Origin of the sequence: Streptomyces hilarionis, assembly GCF_024539675.1 — a bacterium.
GTDB classification, from domain to species: Bacteria; Actinomycetota; Actinomycetes; order Streptomycetales; family Streptomycetaceae; genus Streptomyces; species Streptomyces hilarionis.
Window position 1 is genome coordinate 1 of the sequence record NZ_JAHHIT010000175.1, and the last position, 17,911, is coordinate 17,911.

The following is a 17,911-nucleotide window of genomic DNA, read 5'->3' on the forward strand; positions in this document are numbered from 1 at the left end:
TGCCCCGGGGCGCGGGCGGGGGCCTCCGGCGCCCCGGGGCACGGCCCGGGGACCGCCGCGGCCGGCGGCGACGACCGGCCGGGGACCCTCTCCGCGTCACCGAGCGGGGCCGCCGCACCCCTCGCGGGCAAGGTCGTCGTCATCGATCCCGGGCACAACCCGGCCAACGTCCGGCACACCGCCGAGATCGGCCGCCAGGTGGACATCGGCACGAACCGCAAGGAGTGCGACACCACCGGCACGTCCACGAACTCCGGTTACAGCGAGGCCGAGTTCACGTTGGACGTGGCCCACCGGCTGCGCATCCTGCTTCAGCGGCAGGGCGCCACGGTGAAGCTGACCCAGGACGGGGAGCGGCCGTTCGGGCCGTGCGTCGACGAACGAGCCCGGATCGGGAACTCGGCGCACGCCGACGCGGTCGTCTCGATCCACGCCGACGGCTCCGCGGCGGGCAACCGCGGCTTCCATGTGATCCTGCCGGCCTCGGTGCACGAGGGCGCCGCGGACACCCGGACCGTGGTCGGCCCGTCGAAGGACCTCGGAAAGCTGATCGCGGGCGACTTCGCCCGCTCCACGGGCACTTCGCCGTCCAACTACGTCGGAGACGGAACCGGTCTCGTCACGCGCAGGGACCTCGGCGGTCTCAATCTGTCAACGGTTCCCAAGGTGTTCATCGAGTGCGGCAACATGCGCGATAGCAAGGACGCGGCGCTGCTGACCAGTGGCGTCTGGCGGCAGAAGGCGGCGCGGGGGATGTCTGAGGGAATCGTGAGTTTCCTGCACGGGTCGTGATCAGTGCGCAGATCCCGGCGGACAGCGCGACAGTGCGGACGATAGTGTCGTCCCTACGATGAGGGGTCACCCCCGCGCTCACACCGGGGCCTGACGGCGACCTGGTGACAGCGACGCCTCTACCGGAATGTGCATGCGTGTGCCGATGACGAGACGACTGACGAAGGACCTGAAGTGAATATCCGCTCCCTCACTCGAGGCGACGGCGTGGTGATCGGAGCAGCGGTACTGCTGTTCGTCGCGTCGTTCTTCGATCTCTACTCGATCGACGGGATCCCTGACAGCTACGATCTGCCGAACCTCTGGAACAGCGGGCCTGTGCTGTTCGGCGTCGTACTCGCGGGGATCATCGGCGCCGCTCTCGTGGTCGTCAGCCGGGGGCTGCCGCAGGCGCCCAAGGTCGCCGGACTCGACCTCGGTCAGTTCGGCGTGGCCTTCACGGTCTTCGCCGCGTGGAGCGCGCTCGGCAACATCTTCGACCCCTCGGGCGGCTACGACAACGTCGGCGACAGCTCGAACGCCCCCGACGCCGGTGCGGGCCTGATCCTCGCCCTCATCGCCACTCTGCTGCTGGCCGGCGCGGCCGTCGCCACGCCGCTGGTCCCCGCCCTCCAGGCCGGTCTCATGCCGGCGCCGAAGCCGCAGACGCCGCAGCCCTACGGTGCGCAGCCGCCCGCCGGCTACGGCTACCCGGGCGCGCCGCAGCCGGCGTCGTTCGGCGGTCAGCCGCAGCCGGGCCAGCCCGGTCAGCCGGGGCAGCCGGGCGGGCAGTCGTTCGGCGGTCAGCCGGGTCCGGCGCAGCCGGCGTCCGCGGACTTCTCGCCGTTCTGGTTCGCCGTGCCGGTGCCGCGTCCGCTGTACGCGGAGGACGGCGCTCCGACGCCGATCGCCGAACTGGCGCCGGGCACCTGGTACCTGGCGGTCGAGCAGGGCGCCCAGGGTCTGGTCGCGCAGACGCAGGACGGCCGGCGCGGCGTGCTGCGGGACACCTCTGGGATCCAGCGCGGCTGAGCGACCGCCCACAGGCGTCGCACGAGGCAGACAGGCCCCTCGCCCTTCCGGGCGGGGGGCCGTTGTCGTACAGTCGCAGCCCTGCAACTGACGGACCGTCAGGAGGCTGTCATGCGGCTCGGTCTCGCGCTCGGCTACTGGGGCCGCGGTCCCTCCCCGGACCACGTGGAGCTGGCCCGGGAGGCGGAGCGGCTCGGCTACGACTCGGTGTGGACGGCGGAGTCCTGGGGGTCGGACGCCTTCACCCCGCTCACCTGGATCGCCGCACGGACGTCGAGGATCGGGCTGGGCACGGCGGTCGCGCAGATGGCGGCCCGCTCCCCCACCGCGACGGCGATGCACGCCCTCACCCTGGACCATCTGTCCGGGGGGCGGATGACGCTCGGGCTCGGGCTGTCCGGGCCGCAGGTCGTCGAGGGCTGGTACGGCCGCCCCTTCCCCCGGTCGCCGCTGACCGCGACCCGGGAGTACGTGGACGTCGTCCGGCAGGTGCTGAGGCGACAGGCGCCGGTCGAGACGGACGGCCGGTTCCACCCCCTCCCCTACCGGGGCCCCGACGCGACCGGTCTGGGCCGGGCGCTGAAGTCCATCACCCATCCGCTGCGGGCGGACCTGCCGGTGCTGCTCGGGGCCGAGGGGCCGAAGAACGTGGCGCAGACCGTGCGGATCGCCGACGGCTGGCTGCCGCTGTACTGGTCGCCGAACCGGCCGGACGCGTACGGCCCGGGAATCGGGGAGCTGGCGGAGGGCTTCCGGGTGGCGCCGATGGCGCGGGTCAAGGTGTGCGACGACGTCTCCGAGGGGCTGCTGGCCGTCAAGGCCATGCTCGGCTTCTACATCGGCGGCATGGGCCACGCCACCCGCAACTTCCACGCCGACCTGATGGCGCGCATGGGGTACGAGGAGGAGGCCCGGCGTGTCCAGGAGCTGTTCCTGACGGGTCGTCGCGAGGAGGCCGTGCTCGCCGTGCCGGACGCGTTCGCCGACGAGATCTCCCTCGTCGGACCGCGGGAACGCATCGCGGAGCGGCTGGAGGCGTGGCGCAAGGGCCCGGTGACGGACCTGCTGGCGGTGGCGCCGGACCCCGTCTCGCTGCGGGTGCTGGCGGAGCTCAACTCCTGAACGCGGGCCGGGGCTTGGAGGTTCCGCGAGCGGCCCGGCACGGCCCAGGTTTCATTCGGAATCGAACGGCAATCCGCAGGGCATGTCTCGATATCGCAGTGGTTCCAACTCGGCAGGAACGGTCATAGCGGTCGTCGCGGACGTCATGGCCGTCATCCTCGGGCTCTGGATCCTCATGTATCTGCTGGACGCCAACCGGGGCAACGACCTCGTCCAGTTCGTCCACCACTCGGCCAACTGGCTGGCCGGCTGGTCCCGTGACCTCTTCACGTTCGACGAGGCATGGGCCCGGGTCGTCGCCGGTTACGGCCTGGCGGCGGTGGTGTACCTGTTCGTCGGCCACGCCATCGCGAACCGCGTCCACCGCCACTGATCCCTTCTCAGTCGCAGCACTCCGCTTCCAGTCCGGCGGGCAGCTGCTCCCCGCCGAAGACGGCGCAGGTGGCCTCGTGGCCGCCCAGGGCCGCGACGGCGAGCAGCAGCGAGCCCGCCGTCCAGGTGGTCAGCTCCCGCGGCCAGATCGCCTCGTCCTCGAACACGAACCCGGTCCAGTACAGCCCCGACTCCGCGTCCCGGAGGTGCTGGATCGACTGAAGGATCTCCAGCGCCCGGTCGGACTCGCCCATCGCCCACAGTGCGAGGGCGAGTTCGGCCGACTCGCCGCCCGTCACCCAGGGGTTGGGCGCCACGCAGCGCACGCCCAGGCCAGGGACCACGAACCGGTCCCAGTCCGACTCGATGCGGGACTTGGCCTCCGCGCCGGTCAACGCGCCGCCCAGGACGGGGTAGTACCAGTCCATCGAGTAGCGGTCCTTGTCGAGGAACCGTTCGGGGTGGCGTCGCAGGGCGTGCCGGAGCGCTCCCGCCGCCAGTTCCCAGTCGGGCTGCGGCTCTTCGCGCTGTTCGGCGACGGCCAGCGCGCAGCGCAGCGCCTGGTGGATCGAGGAGGAGCCGGTGAGCAGGGCGTCGGCGGTCGGCGTGCCGTCGTCGTCGCGCCGCCAGCCGATCTGCCCGCCGGGCTGCTGCAACCGCAGCACGTACTCGATCGCCGCGTACACGGTCGGCCACATGCGGTCGAGGAAGGTGTCGTCGCCGGTGGACAGGTAGTGGTGCCAGACGCCGACGGCGATGTAGGCGACGAAGTTCGTCTCGCGCCCCCGGTCGGTGACGGCGTCGAAGGCGCCGTCCTGGTAGGCGGCGAACCAGGAGCCGTCGTCGTTCTGGTGCCGGGCGAGCCAGTCGTAGGCGCGCTCGGCGGCCTCGTGCTCGCCGGCCGCGTCCAGCGCCATGGCGGCCTCGGTGTGGTCCCACGGGTCGAGGTGGTGGCCGCGGAACCAGGGGATCGCGCCGTCCTCGCGCTGCACGGCGAGGATGCCGGCGACGGTCGCGGCGGCCTGCTCGGCGGTGAGGACCCCGGTCAGGACGAGGTGTTCTGTCCGGGGCGTCGTCACTTGGCGGCCGCCTCGGACAGCGTGGGCAGGTGGGGCTTGGTCGCGTAGGCCACGAAGCTCTTGCCGATGAGCGGGTTCAGTGCCTGCTCGGCGACCCGGGTGGCCAGCGGCTTCTTCATGATGTCCCAGACCAGCAGCTTGTGGTAGGCGCGCACCGGCAGCGCCTTGTCGTTGTCGACGCCGAACGCGCACTTCAGCCACCAGTACGGCGAGTGCAGCGCGTGGGCGTGGTGGGTGCCGTACGGCTTGAGGCCGGCCTCGCGGATCTTCTCGAGCAGTTCGTCCGCCCGGTAGATGCGGATGTGGCCGCCCTCGACCTCGTGGTAGGCGTCGGAGAGGGTCCAGCAGACCTTCTCCGGGCCGTAGCGGGGGACGGTGATCGCGATGCGGCCGCCCGGCCGGAGCACGCGCACCATCTCCGCGAGGACGCCCTTGTCGTCCGGTATGTGCTCCATGACCTCGGAGATGATGACGACGTCGAAGGACTCGTCGGGGAAGGGCAGCGCGAGTGCGTCGCCCTCCATGGCGGTCGCGGTGGCGCCCTCGGGGGCCTCGCCGGCCTCCTTCATCGCCGCGAACCACTTGGCGACCTCGCGGATCTCCTCGGCGTTCTGGTCGAGGGCCACGACCTGCGCGCCGCGGCGGTAGCACTCGAAGGCGTGCCGGCCGGCCCCGCAGCCCAGGTCGAGGACCCGGTCGCCCGGGGCGAGCGGGAACCGGGAGAAGTCGACGGTCAGCACGTGGCCCTGCTTTCGCGATCGGATGCTTCGGATACGTCGGCGGCGGGAGCGGCGCCGGTGGCCCGGGCGTCGACGGCCGCGGGAGCGGAGGGAGCGGCGAGGGCTGCGGAGGCCGCGGGAGCCGCGGGGCTCACGGGGGCCGCCGCGAGGCCGGCCGCCGCCCCGGCGGCGACGTCGGCGGCGTGGGCCCGGGGGCCGTGGGGAGTCCGCGACCGGGTGCGGCCGTCGTCGGCCATCGCCTCGCGGTAGCGGGCCACGGTCCCCTCGGCGGCGCGCGCCCAGGTGAACCGCTCCAGGACCCGCTGCCGTCCGGCGGCGCCGAGCCGTGCGCGCAGTTCCGGGTCGCCGAGCAGCCGGCCCAGGCCCGCCGCGAGCGCGCCCGCGTCGCCGGGCGGCACGGCCAGGCAGGTCTCCCCGTCGCGTCCGGCGACCTCGGGTATCGCTCCGCCGGTCGTGGCGAGCAGCGGGGTGCCCGTGGCCATGGCCTCGGCGGCCGGCAGGGAGAAGCCCTCGTACAGCGACGGCACGCAGGCGACCTCCGCCGAGCGAACCAGGTCGACGAGTTCGGCGTCGGAGATGCCCTTGACGAACTCGACGGCGCCTTCGAGGCCGTAGCGCTCGATCGACTGGGCGACCGGCCCCTCCTGCGGGCGCTTGCCGACGACGACCAGGTGCGCGTGCGGGTGCTCGGTGCGCACCTTCGCCAGGGCGTCGACGAGATGGACCAGGCCCTTGAGCGGCACGTCCGCGCTGGACGTCGTCACGATCCGGCCGGGGATCTGCGCCACGGCGGGATTCGGCGAGAACAGGTCGGTGTCGGCGCCGATGTGGACGACGTGGATGCGGTCGTCGCGGACGCCGAGGTGGTCGACGATCTCCTGGCGGGAGGTGCCGGAGACGGTGAGCACGGAGGGCAGCCGGCGGGCGACGCGCTTCTGCATGGCGGTGAAGCCGTACCAGCGCCGCACCGAGTAGCGCCGCCGCCACCCCTCGGCCGCGTCCAGCTCCAACTGCCGGTCGACGGTGATGGGGTGGTGGATGGTGGTGACCAGGGGCGCGCCGACGTCGCCCAGCAGGCCGTAGCCGAGGGTCTGGTTGTCGTGCACGACGTCGAACTCGCCGCGGCGGGCGCGCAGATGGCGGCGGGCGCGCAGCGAGAAGGTCAGCGGCTCGGGGAACCCGCCGGTCCACATCGTCGCCACTTCGAGGGCGTCGATCCAGTCGCGGTACTCGCCCCGTCCGGGGGTGCGGAAGGGGTCCGGCTGGCGGTAGAGGTCGAGGCTGGGCAGCTCGGTCAGGGAGAGCCGGTCCTCGTGCCCCGGGTCCAGGACCGGGTAGGGCTGTGAGCCGATGACCTCGACGCGGTGGCCGAGGCGGGCCAGTTCCCGGGAGAGGTGCCGGACGTAGACGCCCTGGCCCCCGCAGAACGGGTTTCCCTTATAGGTGAGGAGCGCGATCTTGAGCGGTCGCCCGCCGTCAGCGGCAAGGTCATGCCGAGACCCTGCCTGACTGGCCTCAGCGGTCACTCCGGGCCCCCTTCTGCCTGCATTGTCCCGCGACACTACGTCGGGACGCTAATCTAGAACAAGTTTCAGACTTGATCGTTCGGGAGGCTCTGAATCTACCGGCAGGTACGAGCGCTGTGAGCAGTGGATCAGGTGATTCACGCCACCACCGATCACCCGTCGAGCCGTATGATCACCGCCCTTCACCGACTGTCACGACGACTGTCACGGAACGGACCGGAACGGGACCCATGTCTGCGGAAGCCAGCCCTCAGCGCCCCGCGCACTCCCCCCTCACCGAGCGGCAGGAGGCGCGCCGCCGCCGCATCCTGCACGCGAGCGCGCAGTTGGCCAGCCGGGGCGGCTTCGACGCGGTGCAGATGCGGGAGGTCGCGGAGTCCTCGCAGGTCGCCCTCGGCACGCTGTACCGCTATTTCCCCTCCAAGGTGCATCTGCTGGTGGCCACCATGCAGGACCAGTTGGAGCACATGCACGGCACGCTGCGCAAGAAGCCGCCGACGGGCGAGCGGGCGGCCGAGCGCGTCGCCGAGACCCTGATGCGCGCGTTCCGCGCCCTTCAGCGCGAGCCGCACCTGGCCGACGCGATGGTCCGCGCGCTCACCTTCGCCGACCGCAGCGTCTCACCGGAGGTCGACCAGGTGTCCCGTCAGACGACGGCGATCATCCTGGACTCGATGGGCCTGACCGACCCCACCCCCGAACAGCTCTCCGCCGTCCGCGTCATCGAGCACACCTGGCACTCGGCGCTCATCACCTGGCTGTCGGGGCGCGCGTCCATCGCGCAGGTGCGCATCGACATCGAGACGGTCTGCCGGCTGATCGACGTCACCGACCCCGCGTCGGCCCGCAACGAGCCCCCGGCAGCCGGCTAGCACCCGGCAGCGGGCCGGCGCCCGACAGCCGGCCGGCCCACGGCGATCCGGTCCCCTCACTCCTCCGGCGGGAAGACCGGTTCGCCGTTCCGGGCCAGGGTGATCATGATCGCCTCCACCGGGCAGCTCTCCGCCGCCGCCAGGACCCGCTCGTTGGCGAGGGGGTCCGGGTCGGCGGGACGGGACTGGCGCGCGGTGTCCAGACGGAAGCCGTCGGGCGCGTGATGGACGCACTGGGCGGAACCGATGCACAGGGACCGGTCCACCTCGACGTGCCACCGGTCCCCCGCCCTCGCGCCCGGACGCTCCTGCGCGGGAGGCGCCCCCACCTCACTCACCCCTCCCAGCCCGCCGGGAGGTGGATCATCTTGTGCTCGAGGTACTCGCCGAAGCCCTCCGGCCCGAACTCCCGCCCCAGCCCGGAGTTCTTGTAGCCGCCGAACGGGCCGAGCATGTCCAGGCTGAAGGTGTTCACGGAGTACGTCCCGGTGCGGACCCGGCGCGCGATCTCGACGCCGTGACCGACGTCGGCCGTCCACACGCTGCCGCTGAGCCCGTAGTCCGAGTCGTTCGCGATCTTCACCGCCTCGGCCTCGTCGCCGTAGGGCAGCAGGCAGATCACCGGGCCGAAGATCTCCTCGCGGGCGATCCGCATGGAGTTGTCGACGTCGCCGAACAGGGTCGGCTCGACGTACCAGCCGCGCTCCAGGCCCGCCGGACGACCGCCGCCCGTGAGGATCTTCGCGCCCTCCTCCTGGCCGATGCGGATGTAGTCGAGGTTGCGGCGCTGCTGCCGCTCGGCCACCAGCGGGCCGAGCTGGGTGGCGGGGTCCAGCGGGTCGCCGACCACGAGCGCGTCCGCCGCCGCGGCGAAGGCGTCGGCGAACTCGTCGTAACGTGAGCGAGGGAGCAGGATCCGGGTCTGGGCGACGCACGCCTGACCGTTGTTCATCCAGGCGGCCGCGGCGATCCCGGGGACGGCGGTGGCGAGGTCCGCGTCCGGCAGGACCACCGCCGCGGACTTCCCGCCCAGTTCGAGGGTCACCCGGGTGAGATTGCGGGACGCGACCTCCATGACCCGCCTGCCGGCCGCGACCGAGCCCGTGAACGAGACCTTGTCCACGCCCGGATGCCCGACCAGGTACTCGCTCACCTCGCGGTCCGCGGGCAGGATCGACAGCACGCCTTCCGGCAGCCCGGCCTCCCTGACGATGTCCGCCAGGACGTAGGCGTCCAGCGGCGACTCCGGGGACGGCTTGAGGACCACCGTGCAGCCGGTGAGCAGCGCGGGGGCGAGCTTGGCGGCGGCGACGAACTGCGGGACGTTCCAGGGGACGACCGCCGCGACCACCCCGACCGGCTCGCGCCGCACGAGGATCGGTCCGAGCACGCCGTCGCGCCGCTCCTCGTAGGTGAAGCCCCGGGCGACGGTGATCGCCGCGTCCCACACCATCATCGCGCCGAGGGCCTGCGCGAGGACGCTCCAGGAGTACGGGGAGCCGTTCTCGGAGGAGATCACCCGGGCGAGCTCCTCGTGGCGCGCGAGGATCCCGTCCTTGATCCGGCCGACGACCTCGATCCGCTCGTCGAGCGAGAGCCGCGGCCAGGGCCCCTCGTCGAAGGCCCGCCGGGCGACGGCGACAGCCCGGTCCACGTCGGCCGGCGAGGCGTGCGGCACCCGCCCGATGACCTCCTCGGTGTGCGGCGAGATCACCTCGATGACGGCGTCGCCCAAGGGGTCGGTCAACTCCCCGCCGATGAACAGCTTTCCGTGTTCCACGAGCTCAGCCATGGCCACTGCCTTCATTTTCTGACGGTGTTTCAGAAACTGATACCAGTTCTGGTTGAAGTAGTCCACGGACGAGACCCGGATGCCCCCGAACAGCAGATTCCCGATGATCAGGGGCGGGTCGGGAAGCCGAGGACCGCCAAGGGCGCCCGCCTTCGAAGAGGAGCCTGCGCATGGTCCCCGAGGAAGCACACGCTCACGCGAGGGCTGCTCGACGTCGACCGGATCATCCGAAGGCCGAAGTGCTGGGACGCCGGCCGCAGACAGGGCATGCCGACCAGGCGCCCGGCTACGCAAAGGCGTGTTCATGCGCGAATTGTGTGGAAGCATCGAAGATGTCCCTCCCGCCGCCCGCCCACGACGAATCGGGGGAATCGTTGGCCAGACAGCCCACTGTCCGGCGTGGACGCCGTCACACGCTGCTGCTCGCCGCAGGGCCGGTACTCGGAACCGGGGTGGGCGCGCTGACCAACCTGGTCACTTCCGAGTGGAACTGGTGGCTCTTCTTCTCTCTGGTGGTTCTCGTGTCGCTCTGTGCGGCCGCAGCCACGTACCCGCCCCGCGAGGAAGAGGAGTTGCGCAGCGGACATGCGGGCGGGACCGACGGGCCACGCACGCTCCCTCCGGCGAGTGCGGTGTTCGCCGGGCGCCGTCTCGAGCTCGAGAGGGTGGTCACCCACCCGGGCCGCCATGACTACCGGGCAACGTTGTTCCTCATCACCGGAGAATCAGGTGTGGGGAAGACGGAGTTCGCCGTGCAGGCTGCCCACAGACTGGCAGACCGCTTTCCCGACGGCCAGCTCTTCATGGGCTTCCGCAGCCACGCTTCCGGGGCAGGCCCCCTGGAGGTACGCGATGTTCTCCTGGACCTCATGGGCACGCTTGCGCCCGACGTGCCCACTGCCACACTCGACACCTCGCAACTCGTGAACAGATGGCGTGTCGCCACGGCAGATCGTCGCGTGCTCCTCATCCTCGACGACGTGACGGAGGCCAAGCACATAGAACGGGTGCGGCCGAATTCCGAGCAATGCCTGGTGATTGCCACCACCCGTGCTCCCTCCATTGCGGGAGTCGACCCCGATCTGCACCTTCGGCTCGGGGAACTGTTGGAACACGAGGCAGCCTTCGTGATCGCTGAGATCATGCGCCGCAACTCGCGTGAGGTCACCGCCACCACTGTGAGCGAACTCGCCGCCGTCCACAGGCTACCGCTGACCGTTCGTCACGCAGTCGCCCAGCTCTTGACCGGAGCCTCCCCCGACCTCGCGAGAACTCCGGAACGGGGCGGAGGGGCCGACGCCCTCACTCTCTCCTTCGGCCGCCTCTCGTCACGAAATCGACTTGTACTGCAGCGTTCCGCACTGCATCCAGGGCCGCATCTGACAGCGGTCTTTGCGGGAGCACTCGCCGGCATGCCCGCAGAAGAAGCAGAGGAGGCGCTCACAGAACTTCACCGTGTAGGCATCCTGCAAGAGGCCGGCCCTGATAGCTACGGTTTCCACGACCACGTGCGGGATCTCGCACTGGCCGACGGCCGACACCGTACTGCCGAGCAGGAGTCCGAGTGCGGGTGTGGGTGCAGGCGCGCCCTGGAGCGACTCTTCCAGGCCAGCCTGGACATGGCCAGGAATCTTGCCGCTGACATCAACGCACCGGTCGTCACGAGCGTCGACTCCCGCCTCCTCACACGTGCCAGATCGATGACGGAGGGGGAGGCACTGTCATGCCTTTCCGCGAACTTCGATGATCTGCTGGCAGTGATTCGTCTCGCGATCGCCCGCAGTTGGAACCAGACATGGAGGCTGGCGAGTGCCCTCGCGTACTACATGCGCGTCCGTCGCAACATCCCCCAGGCGATAGACCTCCTCTCGGCTGCGCGTCGGATTGCGGTGCGCGCAGCCGACTCACGCGGCGAGGCCGTATGCCGTCTTGAAATCTCCCGAATGGAGCGGACCCGCGCTGACTACGAAAAGGCCCGCGACGAGGCCGAGTGCGCCTTGCTGATATTCGAAGCGGAACGCGACTTACTCGGTCAAGCCAACTGCCACTCCGAACTGGGAACCCTTGATCAACATACCGGAAAGTACGCCGCTGCGGCTGGTCGGGCTTCAACGGCCGACGCGTTGTACTGCCAAGAGAACGACAAACGAGGTCGCGCGGATGCGCAAGGGATGCTCGGAATGCTGGAAAGACGCAACGGCAACTACCCTACTGCGCTTCAGTATCTGAGCTCGGCCTTGCCCCTCTTCCAGGAGATCGGGAACAAGCGGAACGAGGCCTGGATCCTTATCGAGATCGGCACCGTCCATCGTCTTACCCACGCGTACGACACCGCCCGGCTGAACTTCCGTGAGGCACGGCGGATCTACGAAGGCGCGGGCGACCGCAACGGGCAGGCATGGGCGGATCGCGAACTGGGGATCGTTGCCCGCACGAGGGGGCAACACGCCGAGTCCCTGGCTCTGTTGTCAGAGGCCTTGCGCGTGTTCACAGAACTCGGCGGCACACGCAACCGCGCGGATGCACTGGTCGAACTCGGCACCCTGCACCGCGTGACCGGCGCCCTTGAGGAGTCCCGGGGGCACCTGGAGAGGGCGCTCGCCGTCTACCGGGAAATCGGGAACAAACGGGGCGCCGCCTGGACGGAACTGGAACTGTGCACGCTCGAACGCCTCAGCGGAGACCTCGACTCCGCCGACGCGCATCTGGAGTCTGCGGACAGCATCTACGCAGAGATACCGGACGAGTCAGGACGCGACAGAGTCCGGACCGAACGCGGCCTGCTCGCTGCACTACGGCGCGCGACACCGCACGGGTGAACCAGGACCTTCTGCGATCTCCGACTTCCGGCCCATCCGAAGTTCCGACCACGCCACCAGGAGTACCACCCCGATGCCCGGGCCCTCCGGGCTGTCCGGCAGTGACCAAGGTCGACAGCCAGCGACAGGTAGCGCACACATCAGCGCAGGTCAGCCCAACCCCCCACAGTGACAGTCGACTTGGGCACCCATTGAAACCAGTTCTAGTTATAGTGGGCAATGGCCGTGGGACGGAGGGCGGATGACGAAGGTGTTCGATCATGGCGGGGGTGTGCGGTCCCTGCGGGTGCCCATCCCGGACAACCCGCTCGGGCACACGCTGGTCTACGTCGTCGACACCGACCGGGGGCCGGTCCTGATCGACACCGGCTGGGACGACCCCGCCTCCTGGGACGCGCTCGTCGCGGGCCTCGCGGCCTGCGGGACGTCCGTCGCCGCGATCCACGGCGTCGTCATCACCCACCACCACCCCGACCATCACGGCCTGTCGGCCCAGGTGCGGGAGGCCTCCGGGGCGTGGGTGGCGATGCACGCCGCGGACGCCTCGATCGTGCGGCGGACCCGGGAGACGCGCCCCGAGCGCTGGTACGCGTACATGGCCGAGAAGCTGGCCGCCGCGGGCGCTCCCGACGCCCACCTGAACCCGCTGCGCACGGCGCGCCGCCGGACGTTGCCCGGCCTCTCCCCCGCGCTGCCGGACCGCGAGATCGTTCCCGGCGAGCTCCTCGACCTGCCCGGCCGCCGGCTGCGCGCGATCTGGACCCCCGGACACACCCCCGGCCATGTCTGCCTGCACCTGGAGGAGGACCACCCGGCCGGGCTCGCGGGCCGCGGGCGTCTGTTCTCCGGCGACCATGTGCTGCCCGGCATCACCCCGCACATCGGCCTCTACGAGGACCCCGACGACGCTACGGTGACCGATCCCCTCGGCGACTACCTCGACTCCCTCGAACGCGTGGGCCGTCTCGCCCCCGCCGAGATCCTCCCGGCCCACCAGCACGCCTTCACCGACGCCCCCTCGCGGGTGCGGGAGTTGCTCACCCACCACGAGGACCGTCTCACCGGACTCCTCTCGCTCCTCGCCTCGCCCCTCACTCCCTGGCAGCTGGCCGAGCGCATGGAGTGGAACCGGCCCTGGGAGGAGATCCCCTACGGCTCGAGGAACATCGCGGTCTCCGAGGCCGAGGCGCATCTGCGGCGGCTGGTGAAGCTGGGCCGCGCGGAGGCCGTGCCGGGCAGCGCCCCGGTGACGTACGCGGCGGTGTGATCCCGGCGGGCCCGGCCGCGCCCGAATCGTTTCGACGAGCACCTCGCCGTGGCGGCCGTTGCTGCGGCGGCCGTTGCCGGGGCGGCCGTTGCTGCGGCGGCCGTTGCTGCGGAGGGGGTGGCGGGTCCCGGGCGCGTTCGCGCCGTCGCGCCGTCGCGCCGTCGGGACGTCGGCGGCCCGGTCGTCTCCGCCGCGGTGCGTCGACGGCGTCGGCACGCGCGGATCCGCCCTCGCCCACGGCCGCCTCGGGTGGCCTTCCTACCTGCCGGTAGAGTGACCGCGTCGTCATCACGCCCGTACAGGGGGAAGCCGGTGCAATTCCGGCGCTGACCCGCAACCGTTGACAGCCGGATCACCTGGCACGGGACCGTGACCGGCTCACGTGCGTCGGCGGGTCGGCCGTCGCACGGCACCGTCGAGGCATACGGAGCCGAGCCGCCGGGGTCGCCCCGCGCTGCCCGGCTCCCCCACAGGGAGAGGCATCCGCCGATCATGAACATCCGCCGCAGCGCCGCGAGCCTGGCCGCCGCCACCGTCGTGCTGGGCGCCGCCGTCCCCGCCGTCGCGGCGACCCCGTCCCCCACCCCGACGGTGGCGATACCCGACGGGCTGTACGGCACCGCCGACCCCACGTACGACGGCGTCTGGCGCCAGTCGCTGGCCCTGCTCGCACAGCGGACCACGGGCGTCACCCCGGCGGCCGGCGCGGTGGCCTGGCTCACCGGGCAGCAGTGCGCGAACGGGGCCTTCGCCGCCTTCCGCGCGGACCCCGCCAAGGACTGCGACGCCAAGCTGATGGTGGACACCAACAGCACGGCCGCGGCCGTCCAGGCACTGGCCGCGCTCGGCGGCCACGCGGGCGCGACGGACAAGGCGGTCGGCTGGCTGAAGTCGGTCCAGAACGCCGACGGCGGCTGGGGCTACACCCCCGGCGGCGCCAGCGACGCGAACTCGACGTCGGTGGTGGCGGGAGCGCTGGCGGCGACCGGGCAGCAGCCCTCGCAGGTGAAGAAGGCCGGCAAGTCGTCGTACGACGCCCTCGTCAAGCTCTCCGTCCCGTGCGGCGACGGGGCCGGGGGCGGCGCGTTCGCGTACCAGCCGGACAAGAAGGGCGCCCTCGCGGCGAACGCCGACGCGACGGCGGCGGGCGTGCTCGGCGTCCTCGGCAAGGGGTTCGTGACGAACGCGGGCAAGCCGTCGAAGGTCTCCGGCGCCTGCGGCGGCTCCGCCGAGCCGCTCACCCCGTCCGAGCTCGCCCGCAACGGCTCGCGGTACCTCGCCTCGTCGGTCGGCGGCACCGGCTACCTGAAGTCGGCGCTCCCCGGCGCCGCGGACCAGCCCGACTACGGCAACACGGCCGACGCCGTGGTCGCCCTCGCCGCCCAGGGGTGGACTGAGCAGGCGCGAAAGCCCCTCGCCTGGCTCCAGCAGCACTCCGCGGCCTGGGCCGAGCAGAGCGGTCCCGCCGCCTACGCCCAGCTGATCTTCGCAGCCCACGCGATGGGCGCCGACCCCCGCCACTTCGGCGGCGCGGACCTGGTCGCCCGGCTCGACGCGACCGGCCCCGCCCCGCAGGCCACGACGAAGGCCAGCGGAGCCGAAGCCGACGACACCGACAAGAAGGACGCGTCGGATTCCGGTTTCGGCGTCTGGTGGATCGTCGGCGTGTTCCTCGTCGCCGGTGTCGGCATCGGGTTCCTCCTCAGCGGCCGCGGCCGCAAGCGGCGTCAGCCGTGACGCGCCGCTCCGCCGGCCTCGCCGTCGTCCTCGCCGTCGTCCTCGCCGCGCTGCTGCCGGTCCTGACCGGGACGGCGCAGTCGGCGCAGGCGGCCGGGTACCGCTACTGGTCCTTCTGGGACCGGACCGCGAACACGTGGACGTACGCCACCCAGGGGCCGTCCACCGCCCGCCCCGCCGACGGCGACGTCCAGGGCTTCCGGTTCGCGGTGAGCGCGGACTCGCAGGACGCGACACGGCCGCGCGGCGCGGCCTCCTTCGCCGCGATCTGCGCGAGGACGCCCGCGCGGGACGGCATGAAGCGCGTGGCGCTCGTCCTCGACTTCGGCACGGCGGCCGACGCCCCCGGCGGCGAGACCCCGCCCGCGCCCTCGCCGCGCACGGCCTGCGCCCGGGTGGCCTCCGGCGCGACGACGGCCGAGGCGCTCGCCGCGGTCGCCGGGCCCCTGCGCTACGACGCCAACGCCCTGCTGTGCGCGATCGCGGGATACCCGCGGACCGGCTGCGGCGAGCAGGTGTCGACGGACGGGACGCCCACCCGGCAGCCGTCGGCGGCCAAGGGCGCCGGGGCCGGCGGCCGCGCCGCGGACCGGGACGGGGACGACGGCGGGAAGGACGGGGGCCCGTCGGTGGGCCTGTACGCGGGCGCGGCGGCCGTCGCGGTGCTGGGCGCGGCCGCGGTGCGGCAGGCGCGGCGGCGCCGCAATGACTGACCGCCGCTCCCGGCCCCCGCTGCACCCGGGCGCCTGGTGGCTGTGGGCCCTCGGCCTCGGCGCCGCGGCCACCCGCACCACCAACCCGCTCCTGCTCGGCCTGCTGCTCACCGCCTCCGCGTACGTCGTCACCGTGTGCCGCCCCGACACCCCCTGGTCCCGTTCCTACTCCGCGTTCCTCAAACTGGCGCTGGCCGTCCTCGTCGTCCGGCTCGTCTTCGTCGTCGCGCTGGGCTCGCCGATCCCCGGGACGCATGTGCTGCTCACGCTGCCCGAAGTCCCGCTGCCGCACTGGGCGCAGGGCATCCGGCTGGGCGGCGCGGTCACGGCCGAGGGCCTGCTCTTCGCGGGGTACGACGGCCTGAGGCTGGCCACCCTCCTCGTGTGCGTCGGCGCCGCCAACGCCCTGGCCTCCCCGTCGCGCCTGCTCAAGGCGCTTCCGGGCGCCCTGTACGAGACGGGGGTGGCGGTGGTCGTCGCGCTCACCTTCGCGCCGAACCTCATCGCGGACGTCCAGCGGCTGCGTGCCGCCCGCCGGTTGCGCGGCCGCCCGGACCGGGGGCTGCGCGGCCTGTTCCAGGTGGGGCTGCCGGTGCTGGAGGGCGCGCTGGAGCGGTCCGTCGCCCTGGCCGCCGCGATGGACGCGCGCGGCTACGGCCGCACCGCCGACGTCTCCGCCCCCGTCCGGCGCACGACCGCCGTCCTCACGCTGGGCGGCCTGCTCGGCGTCTGCGCGGGAACCTACGGTCTGCTCACCGCCGCCGGCGGCACGTACGGCCTGCCGGTGCTGCTCGCCGGGGTGGGCGCGGCCCTCGCCGGGCTGCGGCTGGGCGGCCGCCGCTCCGCGCGCACCCGCTACCGCCCGGACCGCTGGACCCCGCGGGCCGCTCTGACCGCGGCCTCCGGCGTCGCCGTCGCGGGTCTGCTCACCCTGGCCGCGTCCGCCGACCCGACGGCCCTGAACCCCGGCGTGGTCCCGCTGACCGCGCCCGCCCTCCCGTTGTGGCCGGCGGCGGCCGTACTGCTCGCCCTGCTGCCCGCGTTCGTGCACGAGGAGACGTCGTGATCCGCTTCGAGAACGTCTCCGTGACGTACGACGGGGCCTCCGAACCCGCCCTCAGGGACGTCGACTTCACCGTCCCCGAGGGTGAACTCGTGCTGCTGGCGGGCCCGTCGGGGGTCGGCAAATCGACGCTGCTCGGAGCGGTGAGCGGCCTCGTCCCGCACTTCACCGGCGGGCTCCTGCGCGGCCGCGTCACGGTCGCCGGCCGGGACACCCGCACCCACAAGCCGCGTGAGCTGGCCGACGTCGTGGGGACGGTGGGCCAGGACCCGCTGTCGCACTTCGTGACGGACACGGTCGAGGACGAACTCGCCTACGGCATGGAGTCGTTGGGCCTGGCGCCCGCGGTGATGCGGCGGCGCGTCGAGGAGACCCTCGACCTGCTCGGCCTGGCCGGGCTGCGCGACCGCCCCCTCGCCACGCTCTCCGGCGGCCAGCAGCAGCGGGTCGCGATCGGCTCGGTCCTCACCCCGCACCCCCGGGTGCTCGTCCTGGACGAGCCGACGTCCGCGCTCGACCCGGCGGCCGCGGAGGAGGTCCTCGCCGTCCTCCTGCGACTGGTCCACGACCTCGGCACGACGGTGCTGCTGGCCGAGCACCGCCTGGAGCGCGTCCTTCAGTACGCCGACCGGGTCGCCCTGCTGCCCGCCGCCGGAGCGGCCCCGCTCCTGGGCGCGCCGGCGGACATCATGGCCGTCTCCCCGGTGTTCCCGCCGGTCGTGGATCTGGGCCGGCTGGCGGGCTGGTCCCCGCTGCCGCTGACGGTCCGCGACGCCCGGCGAAGGGCTTCCGACCTGCGAGAACGGTTGGCAGCGGCGACGGAGACGGCGACACCTACGGCCACGGCTACGGCTACGGCTACGGCTACGGCTACCGAGGGGTTCCGGGAAGCGGCCGGAGAGTCCGGGGCAACGGAGCCCAGGGGGAAAGAGACACCCGCCGGCCGGCTCTTCCGCCGTGTCCGCCGCTCCCGCAGCGCCTCCGCCACCCCGCCCTCCCCCTCCTC

The 17,911-nt window shown here is 72.4% G+C and carries 16 protein-coding genes; 11 read left to right on the forward strand and 5 right to left on the reverse strand.

The genetic code is table 11. The features are described 5' to 3' along the window. The 4 genes from KMS84_RS32365 to KMS84_RS32380 all read left to right on the forward strand — a co-directional run. Nucleotides 1-792, forward strand: a 792-nt coding sequence (locus KMS84_RS32365; protein ID WP_256920058.1) for an N-acetylmuramoyl-L-alanine amidase, incomplete at its 5' end; no start/stop codon positions are given. 174 nt (nt 793-966) lie between these two features. Further along, complete coding sequence (locus KMS84_RS32370; protein WP_256920059.1) at nt 967-1,803, forward strand: DUF5336 domain-containing protein; 837 nt, start codon at nt 967-969, stop codon at nt 1,801-1,803. A 111-nt stretch (nt 1,804-1,914) separates the two neighbouring features. Further along, nucleotides 1,915-2,925 carry an LLM class F420-dependent oxidoreductase gene (locus tag KMS84_RS32375; RefSeq protein WP_256920060.1) on the forward strand — a complete coding sequence of 337 codons (1,011 nt, stop codon included), beginning with the start codon at nt 1,915-1,917 and terminating at the stop codon, nt 2,923-2,925. 82 nt (nt 2,926-3,007) lie between these two features. Continuing rightward, nucleotides 3,008-3,298, forward strand: coding sequence for a hypothetical protein (locus tag KMS84_RS32380; RefSeq protein ID WP_256920061.1), 291 nt, complete (start codon nt 3,008-3,010; stop codon nt 3,296-3,298). A gap of 7 nt (nt 3,299-3,305) precedes the next feature. On the opposite strand, the gene KMS84_RS32385 is transcribed toward KMS84_RS32380, so the two are convergent. The 3 genes from KMS84_RS32385 to KMS84_RS32395 are packed head-to-tail and all read right to left on the reverse strand — an operon-like array spanning nt 3,306 to nt 6,642. Next, nucleotides 3,306-4,376, reverse strand: coding sequence for a prenyltransferase/squalene oxidase repeat-containing protein (locus KMS84_RS32385; protein ID WP_256920062.1), 1,071 nt, complete (start codon nt 4,374-4,376; stop codon nt 3,306-3,308). Continuing rightward, complete coding sequence (locus KMS84_RS32390; protein WP_256920063.1) at nt 4,373-5,116, reverse strand: class I SAM-dependent methyltransferase; 744 nt, start codon at nt 5,114-5,116, stop codon at nt 4,373-4,375. The genes KMS84_RS32385 and KMS84_RS32390 overlap by 4 nt, the downstream gene beginning before the upstream one ends. After that, a complete protein-coding gene (locus KMS84_RS32395) occupies nt 5,110-6,642 on the reverse strand; it encodes a glycosyltransferase family 4 protein (RefSeq protein WP_256920064.1) in 1,533 nt (510 codons plus the stop codon). The genes KMS84_RS32390 and KMS84_RS32395 overlap by 7 nt, the downstream gene beginning before the upstream one ends. Before the next feature lie 230 nt (nt 6,643-6,872). Here KMS84_RS32395 and KMS84_RS32400 point away from each other — a divergent pair, with 230 nt between their 5' ends. After that, on the forward strand, nt 6,873-7,514 hold the full coding sequence (locus KMS84_RS32400; protein ID WP_256920065.1) for a TetR family transcriptional regulator: 642 nt from the start codon (nt 6,873-6,875) through the stop codon (nt 7,512-7,514). A 56-nt stretch (nt 7,515-7,570) separates the two neighbouring features. On the opposite strand, the gene KMS84_RS32405 is transcribed toward KMS84_RS32400, so the two are convergent. After that, entirely contained in the window at nt 7,571-7,843 is a 273-nt protein-coding gene (locus KMS84_RS32405; protein ID WP_256920066.1) for a ferredoxin, read from the reverse strand. Nucleotides 7,844-7,848: 5 nt separating this feature from the next. Further along, nucleotides 7,849-9,306: an aldehyde dehydrogenase gene (locus tag KMS84_RS32410; protein WP_256920067.1), complete on the reverse strand. Its 1,458-nt coding sequence runs from the start codon at nt 9,304-9,306 to the stop codon at nt 7,849-7,851. Nucleotides 9,307-9,758: 452 nt separating this feature from the next. Here KMS84_RS32410 and KMS84_RS32415 point away from each other — a divergent pair, with 452 nt between their 5' ends. From KMS84_RS32415 to KMS84_RS32440, 6 genes are all read left to right on the forward strand, one after another. Beyond that, nucleotides 9,759-12,125, forward strand: coding sequence for a tetratricopeptide repeat protein (locus KMS84_RS32415; protein ID WP_256920068.1), 2,367 nt, complete (start codon nt 9,759-9,761; stop codon nt 12,123-12,125). Between the two features lie 241 nt (nt 12,126-12,366). Beyond that, entirely contained in the window at nt 12,367-13,392 is a 1,026-nt protein-coding gene (locus KMS84_RS32420; protein ID WP_256920069.1) for a Strvi_7410 family MBL fold metallo-hydrolase, read from the forward strand. A gap of 492 nt (nt 13,393-13,884) precedes the next feature. Beyond that, the gene (locus KMS84_RS32425) at nt 13,885-15,129 is read left to right on the forward strand and encodes an SCO2321 family membrane protein (RefSeq protein WP_256920070.1); all 1,245 of its coding nucleotides are present in this window, start codon (nt 13,885-13,887) and stop codon (nt 15,127-15,129) included. Next, nucleotides 15,126-15,842: an SCO2322 family protein gene (locus KMS84_RS32430; protein WP_256920071.1), complete on the forward strand. Its 717-nt coding sequence runs from the start codon at nt 15,126-15,128 to the stop codon at nt 15,840-15,842. The genes KMS84_RS32425 and KMS84_RS32430 overlap by 4 nt, the downstream gene beginning before the upstream one ends. Further along, nucleotides 15,835-16,908, forward strand: a complete 1,074-nt coding sequence (locus KMS84_RS32435) for a CbiQ family ECF transporter T component (RefSeq protein WP_256920072.1) — start codon at nt 15,835-15,837, stop codon at nt 16,906-16,908. The genes KMS84_RS32430 and KMS84_RS32435 overlap by 8 nt, the downstream gene beginning before the upstream one ends. Further along, nucleotides 16,905-17,911 (forward strand): ABC transporter ATP-binding protein (locus tag KMS84_RS32440; RefSeq protein WP_256920073.1); only part of this gene is annotated, 1,007 nt, incomplete at its 3' end. The genes KMS84_RS32435 and KMS84_RS32440, both read left to right, overlap by 4 nt.

Excerpts from the sequence above, each read along its gene's own strand:
- KMS84_RS32375 (WP_256920060.1), top strand. The coding sequence starts at position 1,915 with ATGCGGCTCGGTCTCGCGCTCGGCTACTGGGGCCGCGGTCCCTCCCCG.
- KMS84_RS32380 (WP_256920061.1), top strand. The coding sequence starts at position 3,008 with ATGTCTCGATATCGCAGTGGTTCCAACTCGGCAGGAACGGTCATAGCG.
- KMS84_RS32400 (WP_256920065.1), top strand. The coding sequence starts at position 6,873 with ATGTCTGCGGAAGCCAGCCCTCAGCGCCCCGCGCACTCCCCCCTCACC.
- KMS84_RS32410 (WP_256920067.1), bottom strand. The coding sequence starts at position 9,306 with ATGGCTGAGCTCGTGGAACACGGAAAGCTGTTCATCGGCGGGGAGTTG.
- KMS84_RS32420 (WP_256920069.1), top strand. The coding sequence starts at position 12,367 with ATGACGAAGGTGTTCGATCATGGCGGGGGTGTGCGGTCCCTGCGGGTG.
- KMS84_RS32425 (WP_256920070.1), top strand. The coding sequence starts at position 13,885 with ATGAACATCCGCCGCAGCGCCGCGAGCCTGGCCGCCGCCACCGTCGTG.
- KMS84_RS32435 (WP_256920072.1), top strand. The coding sequence starts at position 15,835 with ATGACTGACCGCCGCTCCCGGCCCCCGCTGCACCCGGGCGCCTGGTGG.